Origin of the sequence: Polynucleobacter yangtzensis, assembly GCF_001595965.1 — a bacterium.
Classification (GTDB): domain Bacteria; phylum Pseudomonadota; class Gammaproteobacteria; order Burkholderiales; family Burkholderiaceae; genus Polynucleobacter; species Polynucleobacter yangtzensis.
This window is the reverse complement of sequence record NZ_LOJI01000001.1, coordinates 384,518-398,424: the sequence shown is the minus strand read 5'-3', so window position 1 is coordinate 398,424 and position 13,907 is coordinate 384,518. Positions and strand designations below refer to the sequence as shown.

Annotated in this window: 18 protein-coding genes and 1 pseudogene; 2 read left to right on the top strand and 17 right to left on the bottom strand. The window is 45.9% G+C overall.

Features of this window, described 5'->3' with window-relative positions:
* The first annotated feature begins 93 nt into the window (after nt 1–93).
* On the top strand, nt 94–1,557 hold the full coding sequence (locus JaK3_RS02125; protein ID WP_068320207.1) for a tetratricopeptide repeat protein: 1,464 nt from the start codon (nt 94–96) through the stop codon (nt 1,555–1,557).
* On the opposite strand, the gene tatC is transcribed toward JaK3_RS02125, so the two are convergent.
* From tatC to hisB, 10 genes are read right to left on the bottom strand one after another with little or no spacing between them, the layout of a single operon-like run.
* Nucleotides 1,554–2,336, bottom strand: coding sequence for a twin-arginine translocase subunit TatC (gene tatC / locus JaK3_RS02120; RefSeq protein ID WP_068320205.1), 783 nt, complete (start codon nt 2,334–2,336; stop codon nt 1,554–1,556). The genes JaK3_RS02125 and tatC overlap by 4 nt on opposite strands.
* A gap of 39 nt (nt 2,337–2,375) precedes the next feature.
* The gene (tatB, locus tag JaK3_RS02115) at nt 2,376–2,852 is read right to left on the bottom strand and encodes a Sec-independent protein translocase protein TatB (RefSeq protein WP_068320202.1); all 477 of its coding nucleotides are present in this window, start codon (nt 2,850–2,852) and stop codon (nt 2,376–2,378) included.
* A 50-nt stretch (nt 2,853–2,902) separates the two neighbouring features.
* On the bottom strand, nt 2,903–3,124 hold the full coding sequence (gene tatA, locus JaK3_RS02110) for a Sec-independent protein translocase subunit TatA (protein WP_068320200.1): 222 nt from the start codon (nt 3,122–3,124) through the stop codon (nt 2,903–2,905).
* A 16-nt stretch (nt 3,125–3,140) separates the two neighbouring features.
* A complete protein-coding gene (locus tag JaK3_RS02105) occupies nt 3,141–3,497 on the bottom strand; it encodes a histidine triad nucleotide-binding protein (protein WP_068320198.1) in 357 nt (118 codons plus the stop codon).
* A 35-nt stretch (nt 3,498–3,532) separates the two neighbouring features.
* A complete protein-coding gene (locus JaK3_RS02100) occupies nt 3,533–3,934 on the bottom strand; it encodes a phosphoribosyl-ATP diphosphatase (protein ID WP_068320195.1) in 402 nt (133 codons plus the stop codon).
* Nucleotides 3,935–3,971: 37 nt separating this feature from the next.
* Entirely contained in the window at nt 3,972–4,385 is a 414-nt protein-coding gene (gene hisI, locus JaK3_RS02095; protein ID WP_068320194.1) for a phosphoribosyl-AMP cyclohydrolase, read from the bottom strand.
* A gap of 52 nt (nt 4,386–4,437) precedes the next feature.
* Nucleotides 4,438–5,196, bottom strand: a complete 759-nt coding sequence (gene hisF, locus JaK3_RS02090; RefSeq protein WP_068320192.1) for an imidazole glycerol phosphate synthase subunit HisF — start codon at nt 5,194–5,196, stop codon at nt 4,438–4,440.
* Nucleotides 5,196–5,957, bottom strand: coding sequence for a 1-(5-phosphoribosyl)-5-[(5-phosphoribosylamino)methylideneamino]imidazole-4-carboxamide isomerase (gene hisA, locus JaK3_RS02085; protein WP_068320190.1), 762 nt, complete (start codon nt 5,955–5,957; stop codon nt 5,196–5,198). The genes hisF and hisA overlap by 1 nt, the downstream gene beginning before the upstream one ends.
* A gap of 18 nt (nt 5,958–5,975) precedes the next feature.
* A complete protein-coding gene (hisH, locus tag JaK3_RS02080; protein WP_068320188.1) occupies nt 5,976–6,632 on the bottom strand; it encodes an imidazole glycerol phosphate synthase subunit HisH in 657 nt (218 codons plus the stop codon).
* 49 nt (nt 6,633–6,681) lie between these two features.
* Entirely contained in the window at nt 6,682–7,269 is a 588-nt protein-coding gene (gene hisB, locus JaK3_RS02075; RefSeq protein ID WP_068320186.1) for an imidazoleglycerol-phosphate dehydratase HisB, read from the bottom strand.
* Nucleotides 7,270–7,385: 116 nt separating this feature from the next.
* Here hisB and hisC point away from each other — a divergent pair, with 116 nt between their 5' ends.
* Nucleotides 7,386–8,453, top strand: a complete 1,068-nt coding sequence (gene hisC / locus JaK3_RS02070) for a histidinol-phosphate transaminase (protein ID WP_068320184.1) — start codon at nt 7,386–7,388, stop codon at nt 8,451–8,453.
* 35 nt (nt 8,454–8,488) lie between these two features.
* Here hisC and hisD read toward each other — a convergent pair whose 3' ends face one another.
* From hisD to JaK3_RS02035, 7 genes and pseudogenes are all read right to left on the bottom strand, one after another.
* Nucleotides 8,489–9,811 (bottom strand): histidinol dehydrogenase, encoded by a 1,323-nt coding sequence (hisD, locus tag JaK3_RS02065; RefSeq protein ID WP_068320182.1) that lies wholly within the window; start codon nt 9,809–9,811, stop codon nt 8,489–8,491.
* Nucleotides 9,812–9,837: 26 nt separating this feature from the next.
* Nucleotides 9,838–10,464 carry an ATP phosphoribosyltransferase gene (gene hisG, locus JaK3_RS02060; protein WP_068320180.1) on the bottom strand — a complete coding sequence of 209 codons (627 nt, stop codon included), beginning with the start codon at nt 10,462–10,464 and terminating at the stop codon, nt 9,838–9,840.
* Between the two features lie 20 nt (nt 10,465–10,484).
* Entirely contained in the window at nt 10,485–11,759 is a 1,275-nt protein-coding gene (gene murA / locus JaK3_RS02055) for a UDP-N-acetylglucosamine 1-carboxyvinyltransferase (RefSeq protein ID WP_068320178.1), read from the bottom strand.
* 49 nt (nt 11,760–11,808) lie between these two features.
* Entirely contained in the window at nt 11,809–12,057 is a 249-nt protein-coding gene (locus JaK3_RS02050; protein ID WP_068320176.1) for a BolA family protein, read from the bottom strand.
* A 31-nt stretch (nt 12,058–12,088) separates the two neighbouring features.
* Complete coding sequence (locus JaK3_RS02045; protein WP_068320174.1) at nt 12,089–12,877, bottom strand: ABC transporter permease; 789 nt, start codon at nt 12,875–12,877, stop codon at nt 12,089–12,091.
* A gap of 65 nt (nt 12,878–12,942) precedes the next feature.
* Nucleotides 12,943–13,626: pseudogene (locus JaK3_RS02040) on the bottom strand (ABC transporter ATP-binding protein); the annotation flags it as partial.
* Nucleotides 13,627–13,631: 5 nt separating this feature from the next.
* Nucleotides 13,632–13,889 (bottom strand): STAS domain-containing protein, encoded by a 258-nt coding sequence (locus JaK3_RS02035; protein ID WP_068320679.1) that lies wholly within the window; start codon nt 13,887–13,889, stop codon nt 13,632–13,634.
* Between the last annotated feature and the right edge of the window lie 18 nt (nt 13,890–13,907).

Below are 13,907 nucleotides of genomic sequence, written 5' to 3'. Positions count from 1 at the left end.
TCAAAAGGTAGTTTTTTGGCTTTCTTCGTTGTATCTCGGCAACAAGACCCCTCTTTTCTGTCTTTTATGGCCCTCAGATGCCAAAATTGTCATATGGCAAGTCGCGAATTCTTAAAAATCCTCAGTTCTGCACGTTTAGGCGATGTTTCTGCGCAACAAAAATTGGCGCAGACCTATCTTACCGGTGCATTTAAGACGCCAATCCAACCATCTAATGCATTGATTTGGCTGGAAAAATCGTATTTTTCTATTACAAATCAACTACTTGAGAATCAAAGCTCAAGTAGCGCGGAGATCCTGGGCCTTTTAAGCCAGGTTGCCAATATTCCGCTCGCAGAAACATTCAATTCCCCAGCTTTTGAGTTTGGCTGGCACTCATTCTGGAAGCTAGCTGAAGCTGGAGACTCCACTTATTCGAGTCTTTCAGCTAAATGGCAATTAGTTAATTTATTAGTGAACCCGGCTAATCAAGAAATCCAAACTCAGCTGGTCGATTGGCTCAAAAAGAAAAGTTCGCCGACTTCCATTCAAAAACTTTCTTCCTTAGATTTTGTTGGCATTCAAAAGCTGGCCAAAGAATATTTGCAAGAATTGGCTAACGGTGAGTCTGCTTTTGCTTCTAACGCAAAAGAGTTACTCATCAAACTTCAACCAAAGAATGAAGCTCTTTCTTCGCTATGGAAGGTTTGGCTTGATGAGCAGAATGAAGACGCGCTGAATCAAGCTGCGGAGCTGGGCTTAACAGTTGCAAAGCTGACTCTAGGTTTACGCCTTGCTCAACTAGATGGCAAAGTAGATATAGAGGAAGGTAAATCAAATGCCTCGCTGAAGAAAGCAGCTCACTGGCTAGAGCTTGCTGCCAAAGACGGTGATCGTGATGCTTGGTTTGCGCTTGGTGAAATTTATCGCCGTCCACAATTTTCTGGATACAACGCCACAGAAAGTGATCGCTGTTTTGACCGCGCTGCAGATCTAGGCCATGCACAGGCACAACTTCGTAAAGGCGCCAATCTCTGGCGCAAACGTGAAAAGAGTGATGAAAAGGTGCGTGGCCTTCAAGCCTCTTACTGGGTATGGCAAGCACAGCAGCAAGGAGTTTCTGAAGCAAAAGAGTTACTGAGCAAAATTTTAGAAAGCTGTCCAAACCCGAAAACAAATGAATGGTTTGAATTAGCCCAATATGCTGAAAAGGCCGTTAATCATCATGCTGAGCACAAACTAGAGGAAGATTGGTTATTACTCTGTCACCGCATCATCATTGCAAATCAATTTAATTTCACTAAGGCAGAGTTATTGCTGTGTGAAGTTGGGCAACTACAGCATGAGCACTGTGTAGTGGTTGATATTCGCTGGGAACTCCCCAAGATATTACCGAGATTGATTCAGATTGAAACGATTCAGCAGCGCCGCGCCCTTTTGGCAGCTGGCAAAGCTTTTGCTGGCTCAGAAATAGATCTCGAAGGTAATCTTCGTCAAAGACGTTATCGCTTTGATCGGGTTACTGACTGGCTAAAGACGACTTTCGAAAACCAAGCCGTTGATACAGAGGCTAATTAAGCCGCAGAACCCTCTGCCTTAGCTTCATCCTCTGAAGGCTTGGGCACATAGAAGCGTGCAATAAATAACCCTAATTCATAGAGAAGAGTCATCGGCACCGCCAAAAGCAACTGAGAAAGAACATCTGGAGGGGTCACGATTGCCGAGATCACAAAGGCGCCCACAATCACGTAAGGCCGAATCTCTTTCAGCTTTGCTAAAGGCACCATACCCATGCGCACCAAAACAACTACCACTACAGGCACCTCAAAGGTAATGCCAAAAGCCAAAAAGGTATTCATAGCAAAACCAAGGTATTTATCGATGTCCGTAGACATCTCTGCACCCAATGGCGCGTTATAACTAGCCATAAAGTTAAATACGGTTGGGAATACCAAGAAATAAGCAAAAGCCATACCAAAAATAAAGAGGCTATAGCTACTCACTACCAAAGGAAGAATGAGCTTTCTTTCATGCAGATATAGACCAGGCGCAATAAAAGCCCAGAGCTGATAAATCACCACAGGTAGTGCAATCAGAAAAGCAACCAGCATGGTTACCTTCATCGGCACAAAGAAGGAACCAGTAACATCAGTCACTATCATCTTGCCGCCTGCCGGCAATGACTCAAGCAAAGGCTGCGCAAACAGATGAAAAATATCAGGCGCCCAATAAACCAAACATACGAAGACAACAATAATTGCAAGCGCTGATTTAATTACGCGATCACGTAATTCAAATAAGTGGGATAGAAATGTTTCTTGTAATCCCGAGTCTTCAGTTGAATTCTTATCAGTCATGCGTAGATATTTTTATTCTTTTGCTTTTTACTATTGTTTTTATTTGCCAGCGGTGTGATGAAAGCGCTTCATTCTGGCTGCGCCAGATTGCACACGAGTGCGAATACCTGCGGAGCGTTTAAACCAAACTGGTCTTGCAGCACGGCGAACGCCCCAGCTATTGCGGCCTTGGCGCTTGCTTTTGCGAAGGACCTCTTTTTCATCTAGTGGCGGCTTTTCGAAATTGGTCTCAAAAATATCAGCCTGGTCACTTAAGTTTGCGCCCGCCTCTTGAACAGTCGAACCAATGCTATTTTCAACTTCTTTGAGAGTGGCAGTCGTTTCTTCTCGAAACTTTTTAAACTCTTCTACTTCCATCTGGCGGTTGACCTCAGATTTGACGTCAGCCATATAGCGTTGTGCACGCCCAAACAAATTACCTGCCATGCGAGCAACTTTTGGCAAACGCTCAGGCCCAACTACGACCAAAGCAACCACAGCAATTAGCGCAAGCTTTGAAACTCCGAGATCAATCATTTAACCAGTCGTTTAAAAGCTGCATGAGTTTCTATCGCGCTTCAGAAATTTTATTTGTTTACGTCTTTTGCCTGGACATCAACAGTCTTCTCTGTTGCTGCAGAACTTTGTTGAATTTGCTCTTTAGGCTCATCAGAAGCTTTCATACCATCCTTAAAACCCTTAACAGCACCACCCAAGTCTTGACCAATGTTGCGTAATTTTTTGGTACCAAATACCAACATCACGATCACCAACACAATTAACCAATGCCAAATGCTAAATGAACCCATCTTTAATCTCCTTGGATTATTTTTTCCAGGGGCGGGGACCGCCCATCACATGCAAGTGCAAGTGATAAACCTCCTGCCCACCATCTGCACCATTATTCACCATCAATCTAAAGCCGCCATCCTTACCGGGACGGCAACCCTGTTCTTTGGCAAGACGGGGCGCTAATTCCATCATTCTACCCAGCAAAGGGGTATCTACGCTTTCTGCGGACTCCAACATGGGTATATGTTTTTTAGGAATCATCAAAAAATGGATAGGCGCTGCCGGATTAATGTCTTTAAAAACATAGATCTCCTCGTCCTCATAAACCTTCTGGGAGGGGATTAAGCCCTGGGAAATCTTGCAAAACAGGCAATTTGGATCGTGTGACATGCTTATTCCGTGGTTATTCCGCAGTTATTCCGAATTTATTCTTTGTCGGCTGCTTTTCTGGCGGCCTTCTCTTCGATGCCCGAAGTTCCCAGGCGACGATCAAGCTCGGCGATAACATCTTCTGGGCGCAAATTGAATTGAGACAGAGCAATCAGGCAGTGAAACCATAAATCAGCCATTTCACCAACTAGCAACTTTTGCTGGTCGGGAGCCAAATTAGAGTTACGCGCATCCTTAGCGGCCATGACCGCTTCAGTCGCCTCTTCGCCAATCTTTTTCAAAATGCCATCGTCACCCTTTGAAAAGAGCAAAGCGGTATAAGAAGTTTTAGGATCTGCATGACCCGCCTTAAACGCATCACGACGTTGATCGACCACGTCAGCCAAATGGGCTAAGGCCGAGTCCAGATTAGAGGGTTTGTTTGCAGAACTAGTCATAGGATCATTTTATGTCTTTTGCAAGAAGGTCTTTGTATTACTTCTTACTCTTGGACTCATCAACCCAAGCAGCTTTTGCAGAGTCCCACTGCAAAAAGAAGCAGCTATGTTCACCTGTATGGCAGGCAATGCCATCTTTTTGCTCAACCAATAGCAAAATCGTGTCGCCATCACAATCTAGGCGGATTTCTTTTACCTTTTGAGTGTGGCCAGACTCTTCACCTTTGTGCCATAACTTCTGCCTTGAGCGCGTCCAGTAGACTGCCTCGCCCAAACGCAATGTTTCCAGAAGAGCATCGCGGTTCATCCAAGCCATCATCAAGATATCTTTGCTACCGACCTCTTGGGCGATTGCCGGAACTAAACCTTGCTCATTCCACGTCACAGCATCAAGCCATGAACCAGCTTGCAGATTTTGAATGGGTGTAAAAGTGCTTTGAGAATTGCTCATACCTAAACTTTACAGGCAATGGTTCAAACTTAGTAAAAAGTCTGAATTCGGTTTAAATCCGAACTGGGATTCCTTGGGCGGCCATATATTCCTTGGCCTGGCCAACGGTGTACTCACCATAATGAAAGATGCTGGCAGCTAAGACTGCATCTGCATGGCCTTTGGTAATGCCATCTACCAAATGCTGCAAATTACCAACTCCGCCAGAAGCAATAACCGGCACTGAAACCGCATCACTTACTGCTGCAGTAAGAGCCAAATCAAAACCATCTTTGCTACCGTCACGATTCATGCTGGTTAGCAAAATCTCACCAGCGCCACGCTTAGCAACCTCCTTGGCCCACTCCACTACATCCATGCCAGTAGCTGTTCTGCCGCCGTGGGTAAATACTTCCCAATTACCTGCTTCTGTTTGCTTGGCGTCAATCGCCACCACAATGCATTGAGAGCCGTAATACGCAGCCGCATCAGAAACCAAATCTGGATTAGCAACTGCAGAGGAATTCATGCTGACTTTATCTGCGCCAGCGTTGAGTAAGCGTCGCACATCAGCAACCGCACGCACGCCGCCGCCAACAGTCAGCGGAATAAATACCTGTGATGCCACATCCTCAATGATGTGCAGAATCAGATCGCGCCCATCAGATGTTGCGGTAATGTCCAAGAAGGTCAGTTCGTCTGCGCCTTGCGTGTTGTATCTTTTTGCAATTTCGACAGGGTCACCTGCATCGCGCAGACCAACAAAGTTCACACCTTTAACTACACGCCCCGCAGTGACATCGAGGCAAGGAATAATGCGCTTGGTTAACACTAGATAATTTTCTTTTTATATTTGAGTGTTAACTCATCAGCATATTTTTGTGCGGCAGCGAGATCGAGATCACCAGCATAAATAGAGCGGCCAGCAATCACACCCATCACACCCTCTTCCTCTGCCTTGCAGAGTGCATCGATATCTTGATTATTCGATAAGCCGCCACTAGCGATTACCGGAATGCGTATAGCTTGGGCCAACTTCACAGTGGCATCAATGTTCACACCTTTGAGCATGCCATCGCGCCCAATATCAGTGTAGATAATGGCTTCTACACCCCAGTCTTCAAATTTCTTAGCAAGGTCAATTACTTCATGACCGGTGATTTTGCTCCAACCATCCGTAGCTACTTTGCCATCACGAGCATCAAGACCCACCATGACATGCCCAGGGAATGCCGTGCAAGCATCTTGCACAAAACCAGGATTCTTCACTGCTGCAGTACCAATAATGACAGTACTGATGCCGTCATCTAACAAACGTTCTATCGTCTCAAGATCACGAATACCGCCACCCAACTGCACAGGGATCTCATTACCTACGGCCTTGAGAATAGATTTAATGGCAGACTCATTTTTTAACTTGCCAGCAAATGCGCCATTGAGATCTACCAAGTGCAAGCGACGCGCACCTTTGCTAATCCAATGCGCCGCCATCGCGCTAGGGTCTTCAGAAAAAACCGTAGCCTTATCCATATCACCTTGTTCAAGTCGAACACAGTGGCCGTCTTTTAGATCAATTGCGGGAATGAGCAGCATAGCAAAGAGTAATAAATATTAAGGTTGCCAAGAAACAAAATTTTGATAAAGCTTTAATCCGTATTCTGCACTTTTTTCTGGATGAAATTGAGTTGCAAAAATATTATCTCGCGCCACTGCAGAAGTAAACCAATCGCCATATTCAGTAGAACCAGCAATATCTTCATTGCGCTGCGGCACAACATAGTAGCTATGCACAAAATAAAAACTAGTCAAATCCGGGATACCAGACCAAAGGGGGTGCTTTTGATCCTGACGGACCTGATTCCACCCCATATGCGGTACTTTAAAAGCAGATCCATCCGGCTGCTTCTTGCCAGCCAAATCAAAACGGCGCACTTCACCAGGAATCAAGCCCAAGCACGGTGTCCATTGCTCAGTGGCACGAACCTCTGCACTTCTATCAAATAGCATTTGCTCGCCAACGCAAACGCCCAAGAGCGGCTTGCTTTTAGCTGCCTCTAACAAGGCCTCTAATAAACCGGACTCTTGTAGGTGCTTCATGCAATCTGGCATAGCGCCCTGACCTGGCAAAACCACACGATCAGCGGCGCGAATTTCTTCAGGCTGATGTGCAATCAGGACATTGTCATTAGGTGCAACATGATGAAATGCTTGATACACGGAACGGAGATTGCCCATTCCATAATCAACGATCGCAATGGTTTGCGCCAAAATTGAGCCTATCTTTGCTGTTATCTAACTGGCAACTAGATGATCTAGATTAGAGGCTGCCTTTGGTTGAAGGAATAGAGCCGGATGCACGTGGATCTACCGCCAAGGCCATACGCAATGCGCGACCAAAAGCCTTGAACACTGTTTCAATCTGATGATGCGCGTTGATGCCACGCAAGTTATCGATGTGCAAAGTCACTCCAGCATGGTTCACAAAACCACGGAAGAACTCAATGCTGAGATCAACATCAAAATCACCCACGCGAGCACGAGTAAATGGAACATTGAATTCCAAACCAGGGCGCCCAGAGAAATCGATGACAACACGAGATAAAGTCTCATCCAAAGGCACATAAGAGTGGCCATAACGGGTAATACCAGCTTTATCGCCTACCGCTTTAGCAAAGGCTTGGCCCAAGGTAATTCCCACATCTTCAACAGTGTGGTGATCATCAATATGGGTATCGCCATTAGCAACCACTTTGAGGTCAATCATGCCGTGACGGGCAATTTGATCCAACATATGGTCGAGGAAAGGAACTCCGGAGGCTAGCTCAGCCTTACCGGAACCATCTAAATTGATGGAAATCTGAATTTTGGTTTCCGAAGTGTTTCGGGTAACGTCGGCTTGCCGCATGCTTCATTGCGCCGCGAGGCGAAGTGTTGATTGAAGCCTCATAATATCATTCCTAGAGAAGATATAAATATCGATATTGCAGCACTTTCATCCCGATTTTTGACCTGAGAACCCTCATGAGCCGTTTTTGGAGCCCTGTTGTTAAAACCTTAACCCCTTACGTTCCAGGGGAGCAACCGCAAATGCAGCGGCTGGTCAAACTCAACACCAATGAAAGCCCTTATGGCCCATCGCCCAAGGCGCTAGCTGCCATTGAAAGTCAAAATACTGCGGATTTACGCCTTTATCCTGATCCAGAAGGTACAGCCCTCAAACAAGCCATCGCCAAATTGCATGGCCTAGACCCAAAACAAGTTTTTTTAGGCAATGGTTCGGATGAAGTTTTAGCGCATGTCTTTGCTGGGCTTCTCAAACAAAGTAAGCCAGTCCACTTTCCGGATATTACTTATAGCTTCTATCCGGTCTACTGCAAGCTTTTTGGGATTGAATACCAAACGATTTCCCTGGGTGAAAATTTTGAGATCAATACTGCCGACTTCAAAAAGCCCAACGGTGGAATTATTTTCCCCAACCCAAATGCCCCAACCGGCAGATCTATTCCCCGCTCTGAAATCGAATCTTTGTTATCTCGGAATAAAGACTCCGTAGTAGTTATCGATGAAGCCTACGTTGATTACGGCACTGAATCCTGCATTCCATTATTGCGCGGCAATGCCTGTCCAGAAAATCTTCTAGTTGTTCATACGCTTTCTAAATCACGCGCCTTGGCTGGCTTGCGCGTTGGCTTTGCTGTTGGACATCCCGACTTAATTGAGGGCTTAGAACGAGTAAAAAATAGTTTTAACTCCTACCCACTAGGGCGCCTTGCTCAAGCCGGAGCTATTGCAGCTATTGAGGATCAGGCGCATCTTGAAGAAACCTCAGCCAAGGTCATTCAAACCCGCACTAAGTTAGTTGAGCAGCTCAAAGCTTTAGGATTTGAAACGTTGCCTTCAACTGCTAACTTTATTTTTACCCGTCACCCACAGCATGCTGGAGCCGAGCTCTATCAGGCCTTGCGTGATCGTGGCATCATCGTTCGTCACTTTAAATCTGCACGCATAGAAGAATTCTTGCGCATTACGATCGGCACAGATGAACAAAGCAACGAACTCGTCGCCGCTTTAAAAGAAATTCTGAATTAAAAGATTAAATTAGTAAGCGCAGGTTTATTGCGTGCTTACTTTTTGAGACGCATCTCGGCCGCACGAGCATGAGCTTGCAAGCCTTCACCATGAGCTAAGGTACTTGCAACCTCACCTAAAGTTTGCGCACCAGCTTCACTCACTTCAATCATGCTCGAGCGCTTGATGAAGTCATAAACACCTAATGGTGAAGAGAATCGTGCAGTGCGTGCTGTTGGCAAGACGTGGTTAGGTCCGGCACAGTAATCACCTAATGATTCACTGGTGTAGTTACCCATAAAGATAGCGCCTGCATGACGAATTTGATCTGCCCACTTGCGTGGATCGGCAGCACAAATCTCCAAATGCTCAGCTGCAATGGCATTAGCAATCTCACAAGCTTCTGCCATATCTTTAACTTGAATCAATAGGGCGCGATTTTTTAGTGAAGCTTCAATTACTTTTGCTCTTGGCATTTCTGGCAAAAGCTTATTAATACTTGCTTGCACTTGCTCAATATATGCAACGTCTGGACACAGCAAGATTGATTGCGCTTGCTCATCATGCTCAGCCTGTGAAAACAAATCCATGGCAACCCAATCAGGGTTAGTAGATCCGTCGCAGAGGACTAAGATCTCTGAGGGGCCGGCGATCATATCGATACCGACAATGCCAAATACTCGGCGCTTAGCTGCTGCTACATAAGCATTACCAGGTCCAACAATTTTGTCGACCGAAGGAATAGTTTTTGTTCCATAAGCCAAAGCACCCACTGCCTGAGCACCGCCGATCGTAAAGACGCGATCAACACCCGCAAGGTATGCTGCTGCCAAGACCAATGGATTACGCGCTCCATCTGGAGTAGGCACCACCATAATGACTTCACCAACACCTGCCACTTTTGCGGGGATGGCATTCATCAATACAGAGGATGGGTAAGCTGCTTTACCACCTGGCACATAAATACCAACACGATCTAGGGGCGTTACTTTTTGACCGAGGCGCGTGCCATCTTTCTCTTCGTATTCCCAAGAATGACAACCCGCTTCAATCTTTTGCTTCTCGTGATATGCGCGAACTCTTTGCGCAGCAACATCTAGGGCGCTTTTTTGCTCAGCAGATAAAGAGAGGTAGGCTTGTTCTAAATCCTTGCGCGGAATTTCTAATTCGGAAACGCTTGCAACATTCAAACGATCGAATTGTTTTGTAAAACCAAGAACCGCTTCATCGCCCTTATCTTTGACTGCCGCCAAGATCTTGACGACTGCAGAATCTATAGCCTCGTCATCAGCGCTAGGCAAAGAAAGGCTCGACAGCAGAATTTCTCTGAAGCCTGCATCTTGGCTATTAAGGCGTTTGACGTTGATATTTGAAGACATGGATGAGACTTCTGGTTGGCCGCTGATTACTTCAGCAACTCAAAAATAGGCTGCAGTTGAGCACGCTTACGCTTATACGAAGCTTGATTTACTACCAAACGAGCACTGATATCAGCGATTGGCTCAACCTCAATCAAACCATTTGCTTTTAGGGTGTTGCCAGTAGAAACCAAATCTACGATAGCGTCAGCCAGCCCTACCAATGGAGCAAGCTCCATTGAGCCGTACAGATGAATCGTGTCTATATGGACACCTTTATTGGCAAAGTGTTCCCGCGCGCAATTGACATACTTCGTTGCCACTTTTAAACGAGAACCTTGCTTCACTACGCCGGCGTAATCAAAACCCTCACGTACAGCAACAGACATGCGGCACTTGGCAATACCTAAGTCATAAGGCACATACAAACCATCGGTGCCTTTTTCCATCAATACGTCTAAACCAGCAACGCCAAAATCAGCACCACCAAATTGCACATATGTTGGAACGTCGGACGCGCGGACAATAATTAAGCGAACATCTGGATTGGTTGTTTCAATAATCAGTTTGCGAGACTTCTCAGGATCTTCCAGCGGCACAATGCCGACCTTGGACAAGATCTCAGCGGTTTCCTCGAAGATGCGGCCCTTGGAGAGAGCTAAAGTCAATTTCATGGACTAATTATCCATCAGCCTTACTTGACGCGCTCAATCTTGGCACCCAAGAGGGTTAACTTCTGCTCCATACGGTCATAGCCACGATCTAAGTGGTAAATCCGGTCCACCTGGGTTTCACCCTGAGCTGCCAGTCCAGCGATTACCAAGCTAGCAGAAGCACGTAGGTCGGTGGCCATCACGATTGCGCCGGAGAGCTTTTCCACTCCCTGAGCAATTGCGGTATTTCCTTCAATAGCAATGTCTGCACCCAAACGATTGAGCTCTTGCACATGCATAAAGCGGTTTTCAAAAATCGTTTCGGTAATCATTGAGCTGCCAGCTGCGATGGCATTCACTGCCATCAGCTGTGCCTGCATATCTGTCGGAAAGGCTGGGTACTCCGAGGTGCGGAAATTTACCGCTTTAGGGCGACCCTGCATCGATGCCTTAATCCAATCTGGACCAACCTCCATCTGCAGACCAGCTTCTTTTAATTTCACGATCACTGCATCTAAAGTATCTGGACGGCAGTGTTTGACGGTAATCTCGCCACCAGTTGCAGCTACTGCACACAGGAATGTTCCAGCCTCAATACGATCTGGAATCACTGAATGCTCTGCACCATGTAATTTTTCAACGCCTTCAATAATCAGACGATCGCTGCCAATGCCAGAAATCTTAGCGCCCATCTTCACTAGCAATTCAGCTAGGTCGCCAACCTCAGGTTCGCGTGCAGCATTCTCTAACACTGTTGTTCCTGATGCCAAAGTAGCTGCCATCAATAAATTTTCAGTGCCAGTCACGGTAATCATGTCCGTCAAGATCGAGGCGCCTTTTAAACGATCGGATTGAGGCTTCGTTTCAGCTTGAATGTAACCGCTCTTGATTTTGATGCTGGCACCCATTGCCTTCAGGCCCTTGATGTGCTGATCCACTGGACGAGCACCAATAGCGCAACCACCCGGCAATGACACCTTGGCACTATGCATTCTGGCCAAGAGTGGGCCAAGCACCAAAATGGAAGCGCGCATAGTCTTGACCATCTCATAGGTAGCCTCGGAGCTTTTGATGACTGCTGCATTCAGCACCATATGACTGTGATCGCTCGCATCTGGAAAATCTACTGTGACGCCAATTTCTTGCAAAAGCTTAAGCATGGTACGCACATCCTGCAAGTCAGGAACATTGCGCAAAACAACTGGTTGATCGGTTAATAGACAAGCACACAGAATTGGCAACGCGGCATTTTTAGCGCCAGCAATTACTACCTCACCTTTAAGAGGAGTTCCGCCAACCATTCGTAATTTATCCATGAAACGATTCCAGTGAAAACTTAGTAATTAATATCTAATGAAGCTATTTTTATGCCGCTGAATTCTGAGCAAATTCTTCGGGTGTAAAAGCCTTAATTGATAAAGCATGTACTTCTGCTTTCATGCGATCGCCCATGGCACCATAAACCAATTGATGACGCTGCACCAAGCGCTTGCCCTCAAACTCAGGACTCACAATAGTTGCAAAAAAATGCTGTCCATCGCCCTCAACCTGTATATGAGTACATTGAATACCTTGCTTGATATAGCCTTCAATCTGTTCGGGGGTGGGTAGCATTTTTTCTCCTAATGAACCAGGGTATTAACAATTAGTAACGGAGCTTATAGCCCTTTTGTAGCAAGCGCAATGCAATGGCTGACACCACTACAAAGAAACTAAACACGATCGCCAAACTACTCCAAGGGGAGTTATCAGAAATCCCAAAAAATCCGTAGCGGAACCCGTCAATCATGTAAAAGAAGGGGTTGAAATGTGAGACCACTTGCCACGCCGGCGGTAAAGAATGAATGGAATAGAAAACACCAGACAACATCGTCGCTGGCATGATGATGAAATTCTGAAAAGCAGCCAACTGATCGTACTTATCAGCCCAGATGCCAGCAATTAAGCCAAGGCTTCCCAAAATCGCCGCACCTAAAAATGCAAATACCAAAATCCACAGCGGATATTCCAGTGCAGGGAATGCAAACCAAGAAGTAATTAAAAGTACACCCAGACCAACGACGATACCCCTGAAGACTGCGGCCAGAATATAGGCTGCATAGAACTCAAAATGGCTCAAAGGTGCCAGCAAAACAAACACTAGATTACCCGTGACTTTAGACTGAATTAAAGATGAAGATGTATTTGCAAAAGCATTCTGCAGAACGCTCATCATGACCAGACCAGGAATCAAAAAGGCTGTGTAACTGAGGCGGCCATAAATTTCCTTACCTTCAAGCACATGCCCAAAGATCATCAGGTACAGAACGGCCGTAAGAACTGGTGCAGCTATTGTCTGAAAAGCAACTTTATAAAAGCGCTTTACTTCTTTAAACAATAAGGTCGGGAAACCGCTGCCGTATTCCAAAGCCGGTCTATTTGGGCCATGCTTCATAAAGCGCCTCCGGACATAATATTGACAAAGACCTCTTCTAAATCGGTTTTACCTTCACCATCTTTCTTGACGGAGCCATAACGACTTAATAAATTCGCGGTGGTGTCTAAAGCCACAATCTTGCCTTGCTTGAGCATGGCAATACGCTGGCACAGGGCTTCTGCCTCTTCCAAATAATGAGTGGTCAAAACAATCGTATGACCATCTTGATTTAGTCTGCTAATAAATTGCCAAAGTGATTGACGCAACTCGACATCGACACCAGCAGTAGGCTCATCCAAGATAATGACTGGGGGTCTATGCACTAACGCTTGGGCCACGAGCACCCTACGCTTCATCCCACCAGACAAAGAACGCATATTGCTGTCGGCCTTAGAGGTGAGATCGAGATTGGCCATAATCTCGTCAATCCATGCATCGTTATTGCGTATCCCAAAGTAGCCCGACTGAAAACGCAAAGTTTCTCGAACAGTAAAGAAGGGATCAAAGACCAACTCTTGAGGAACAACGCCCAGCATACGGCGTGCCTCACGAAAACCTTTTTGAACATCAGCACCCATAATGGCTGCATGACCGTGGCTAGGTCTTACTAAGCCAGCCAGAATAGATATTAAAGTGGTCTTGCCGGCGCCATTGGGGCCCAATAAACCAAAAAACTCTCCAGGCTCAATAGCCAGAGAAACATCATCTAAAGCTTGAAGCGCCCCATACTGCTTGGATATGTTTTGAATAGATATCGCTGGATGCATTGCCATTACAAACCTAGCAATGCAGCAACACCATAAACACCAGCCAAAACTTTTAGCTTCGCTGGCGCATGCTCTATCGAAATCGACTTACCTTCAGACAGGAGCTTTTTTTGCCATGCCAATAAAACAGTTAATACAGTGGAGTCAAAGTCTTTTAACGCAGAGCAATCGATCAATTGCAAACTAGGGCTATTTAACAAGCCCTCTTTTTGTAACTGCAAGGCATTTTCTTGCGTAACGTTTTTCGGTAAAAGAAAAGGCATGGTGTCTTGATTCAACAA

Excerpts from the sequence above, each read along its gene's own strand:
- JaK3_RS02125 (WP_068320207.1), top strand. The coding sequence starts at position 94 with ATGGCAAGTCGCGAATTCTTAAAAATCCTCAGTTCTGCACGTTTAGGC.
- tatC (WP_068320205.1), bottom strand. The coding sequence starts at position 2,336 with ATGACTGATAAGAATTCAACTGAAGACTCGGGATTACAAGAAACATTT.
- tatB (WP_068320202.1), bottom strand. The coding sequence starts at position 2,852 with ATGATTGATCTCGGAGTTTCAAAGCTTGCGCTAATTGCTGTGGTTGCT.
- tatA (WP_068320200.1), bottom strand. The coding sequence starts at position 3,124 with ATGGGTTCATTTAGCATTTGGCATTGGTTAATTGTGTTGGTGATCGTG.
- JaK3_RS02105 (WP_068320198.1), bottom strand. The coding sequence starts at position 3,497 with ATGTCACACGATCCAAATTGCCTGTTTTGCAAGATTTCCCAGGGCTTA.
- JaK3_RS02100 (WP_068320195.1), bottom strand. The coding sequence starts at position 3,934 with ATGACTAGTTCTGCAAACAAACCCTCTAATCTGGACTCGGCCTTAGCC.
- hisI (WP_068320194.1), bottom strand. The coding sequence starts at position 4,385 with ATGAGCAATTCTCAAAGCACTTTTACACCCATTCAAAATCTGCAAGCT.
- hisA (WP_068320190.1), bottom strand. The coding sequence starts at position 5,957 with ATGCTGCTCATTCCCGCAATTGATCTAAAAGACGGCCACTGTGTTCGA.
- hisB (WP_068320186.1), bottom strand. The coding sequence starts at position 7,269 with ATGCGGCAAGCCGACGTTACCCGAAACACTTCGGAAACCAAAATTCAG.
- hisC (WP_068320184.1), top strand. The coding sequence starts at position 7,386 with ATGAGCCGTTTTTGGAGCCCTGTTGTTAAAACCTTAACCCCTTACGTT.
- hisD (WP_068320182.1), bottom strand. The coding sequence starts at position 9,811 with ATGTCTTCAAATATCAACGTCAAACGCCTTAATAGCCAAGATGCAGGC.
- hisG (WP_068320180.1), bottom strand. The coding sequence starts at position 10,464 with ATGAAATTGACTTTAGCTCTCTCCAAGGGCCGCATCTTCGAGGAAACC.
- murA (WP_068320178.1), bottom strand. The coding sequence starts at position 11,759 with ATGGATAAATTACGAATGGTTGGCGGAACTCCTCTTAAAGGTGAGGTA.
- JaK3_RS02050 (WP_068320176.1), bottom strand. The coding sequence starts at position 12,057 with ATGCTACCCACCCCCGAACAGATTGAAGGCTATATCAAGCAAGGTATT.
- JaK3_RS02045 (WP_068320174.1), bottom strand. The coding sequence starts at position 12,877 with ATGAAGCATGGCCCAAATAGACCGGCTTTGGAATACGGCAGCGGTTTC.
- JaK3_RS02035 (WP_068320679.1), bottom strand. The coding sequence starts at position 13,889 with ATGCCTTTTCTTTTACCGAAAAACGTTACGCAAGAAAATGCCTTGCAG.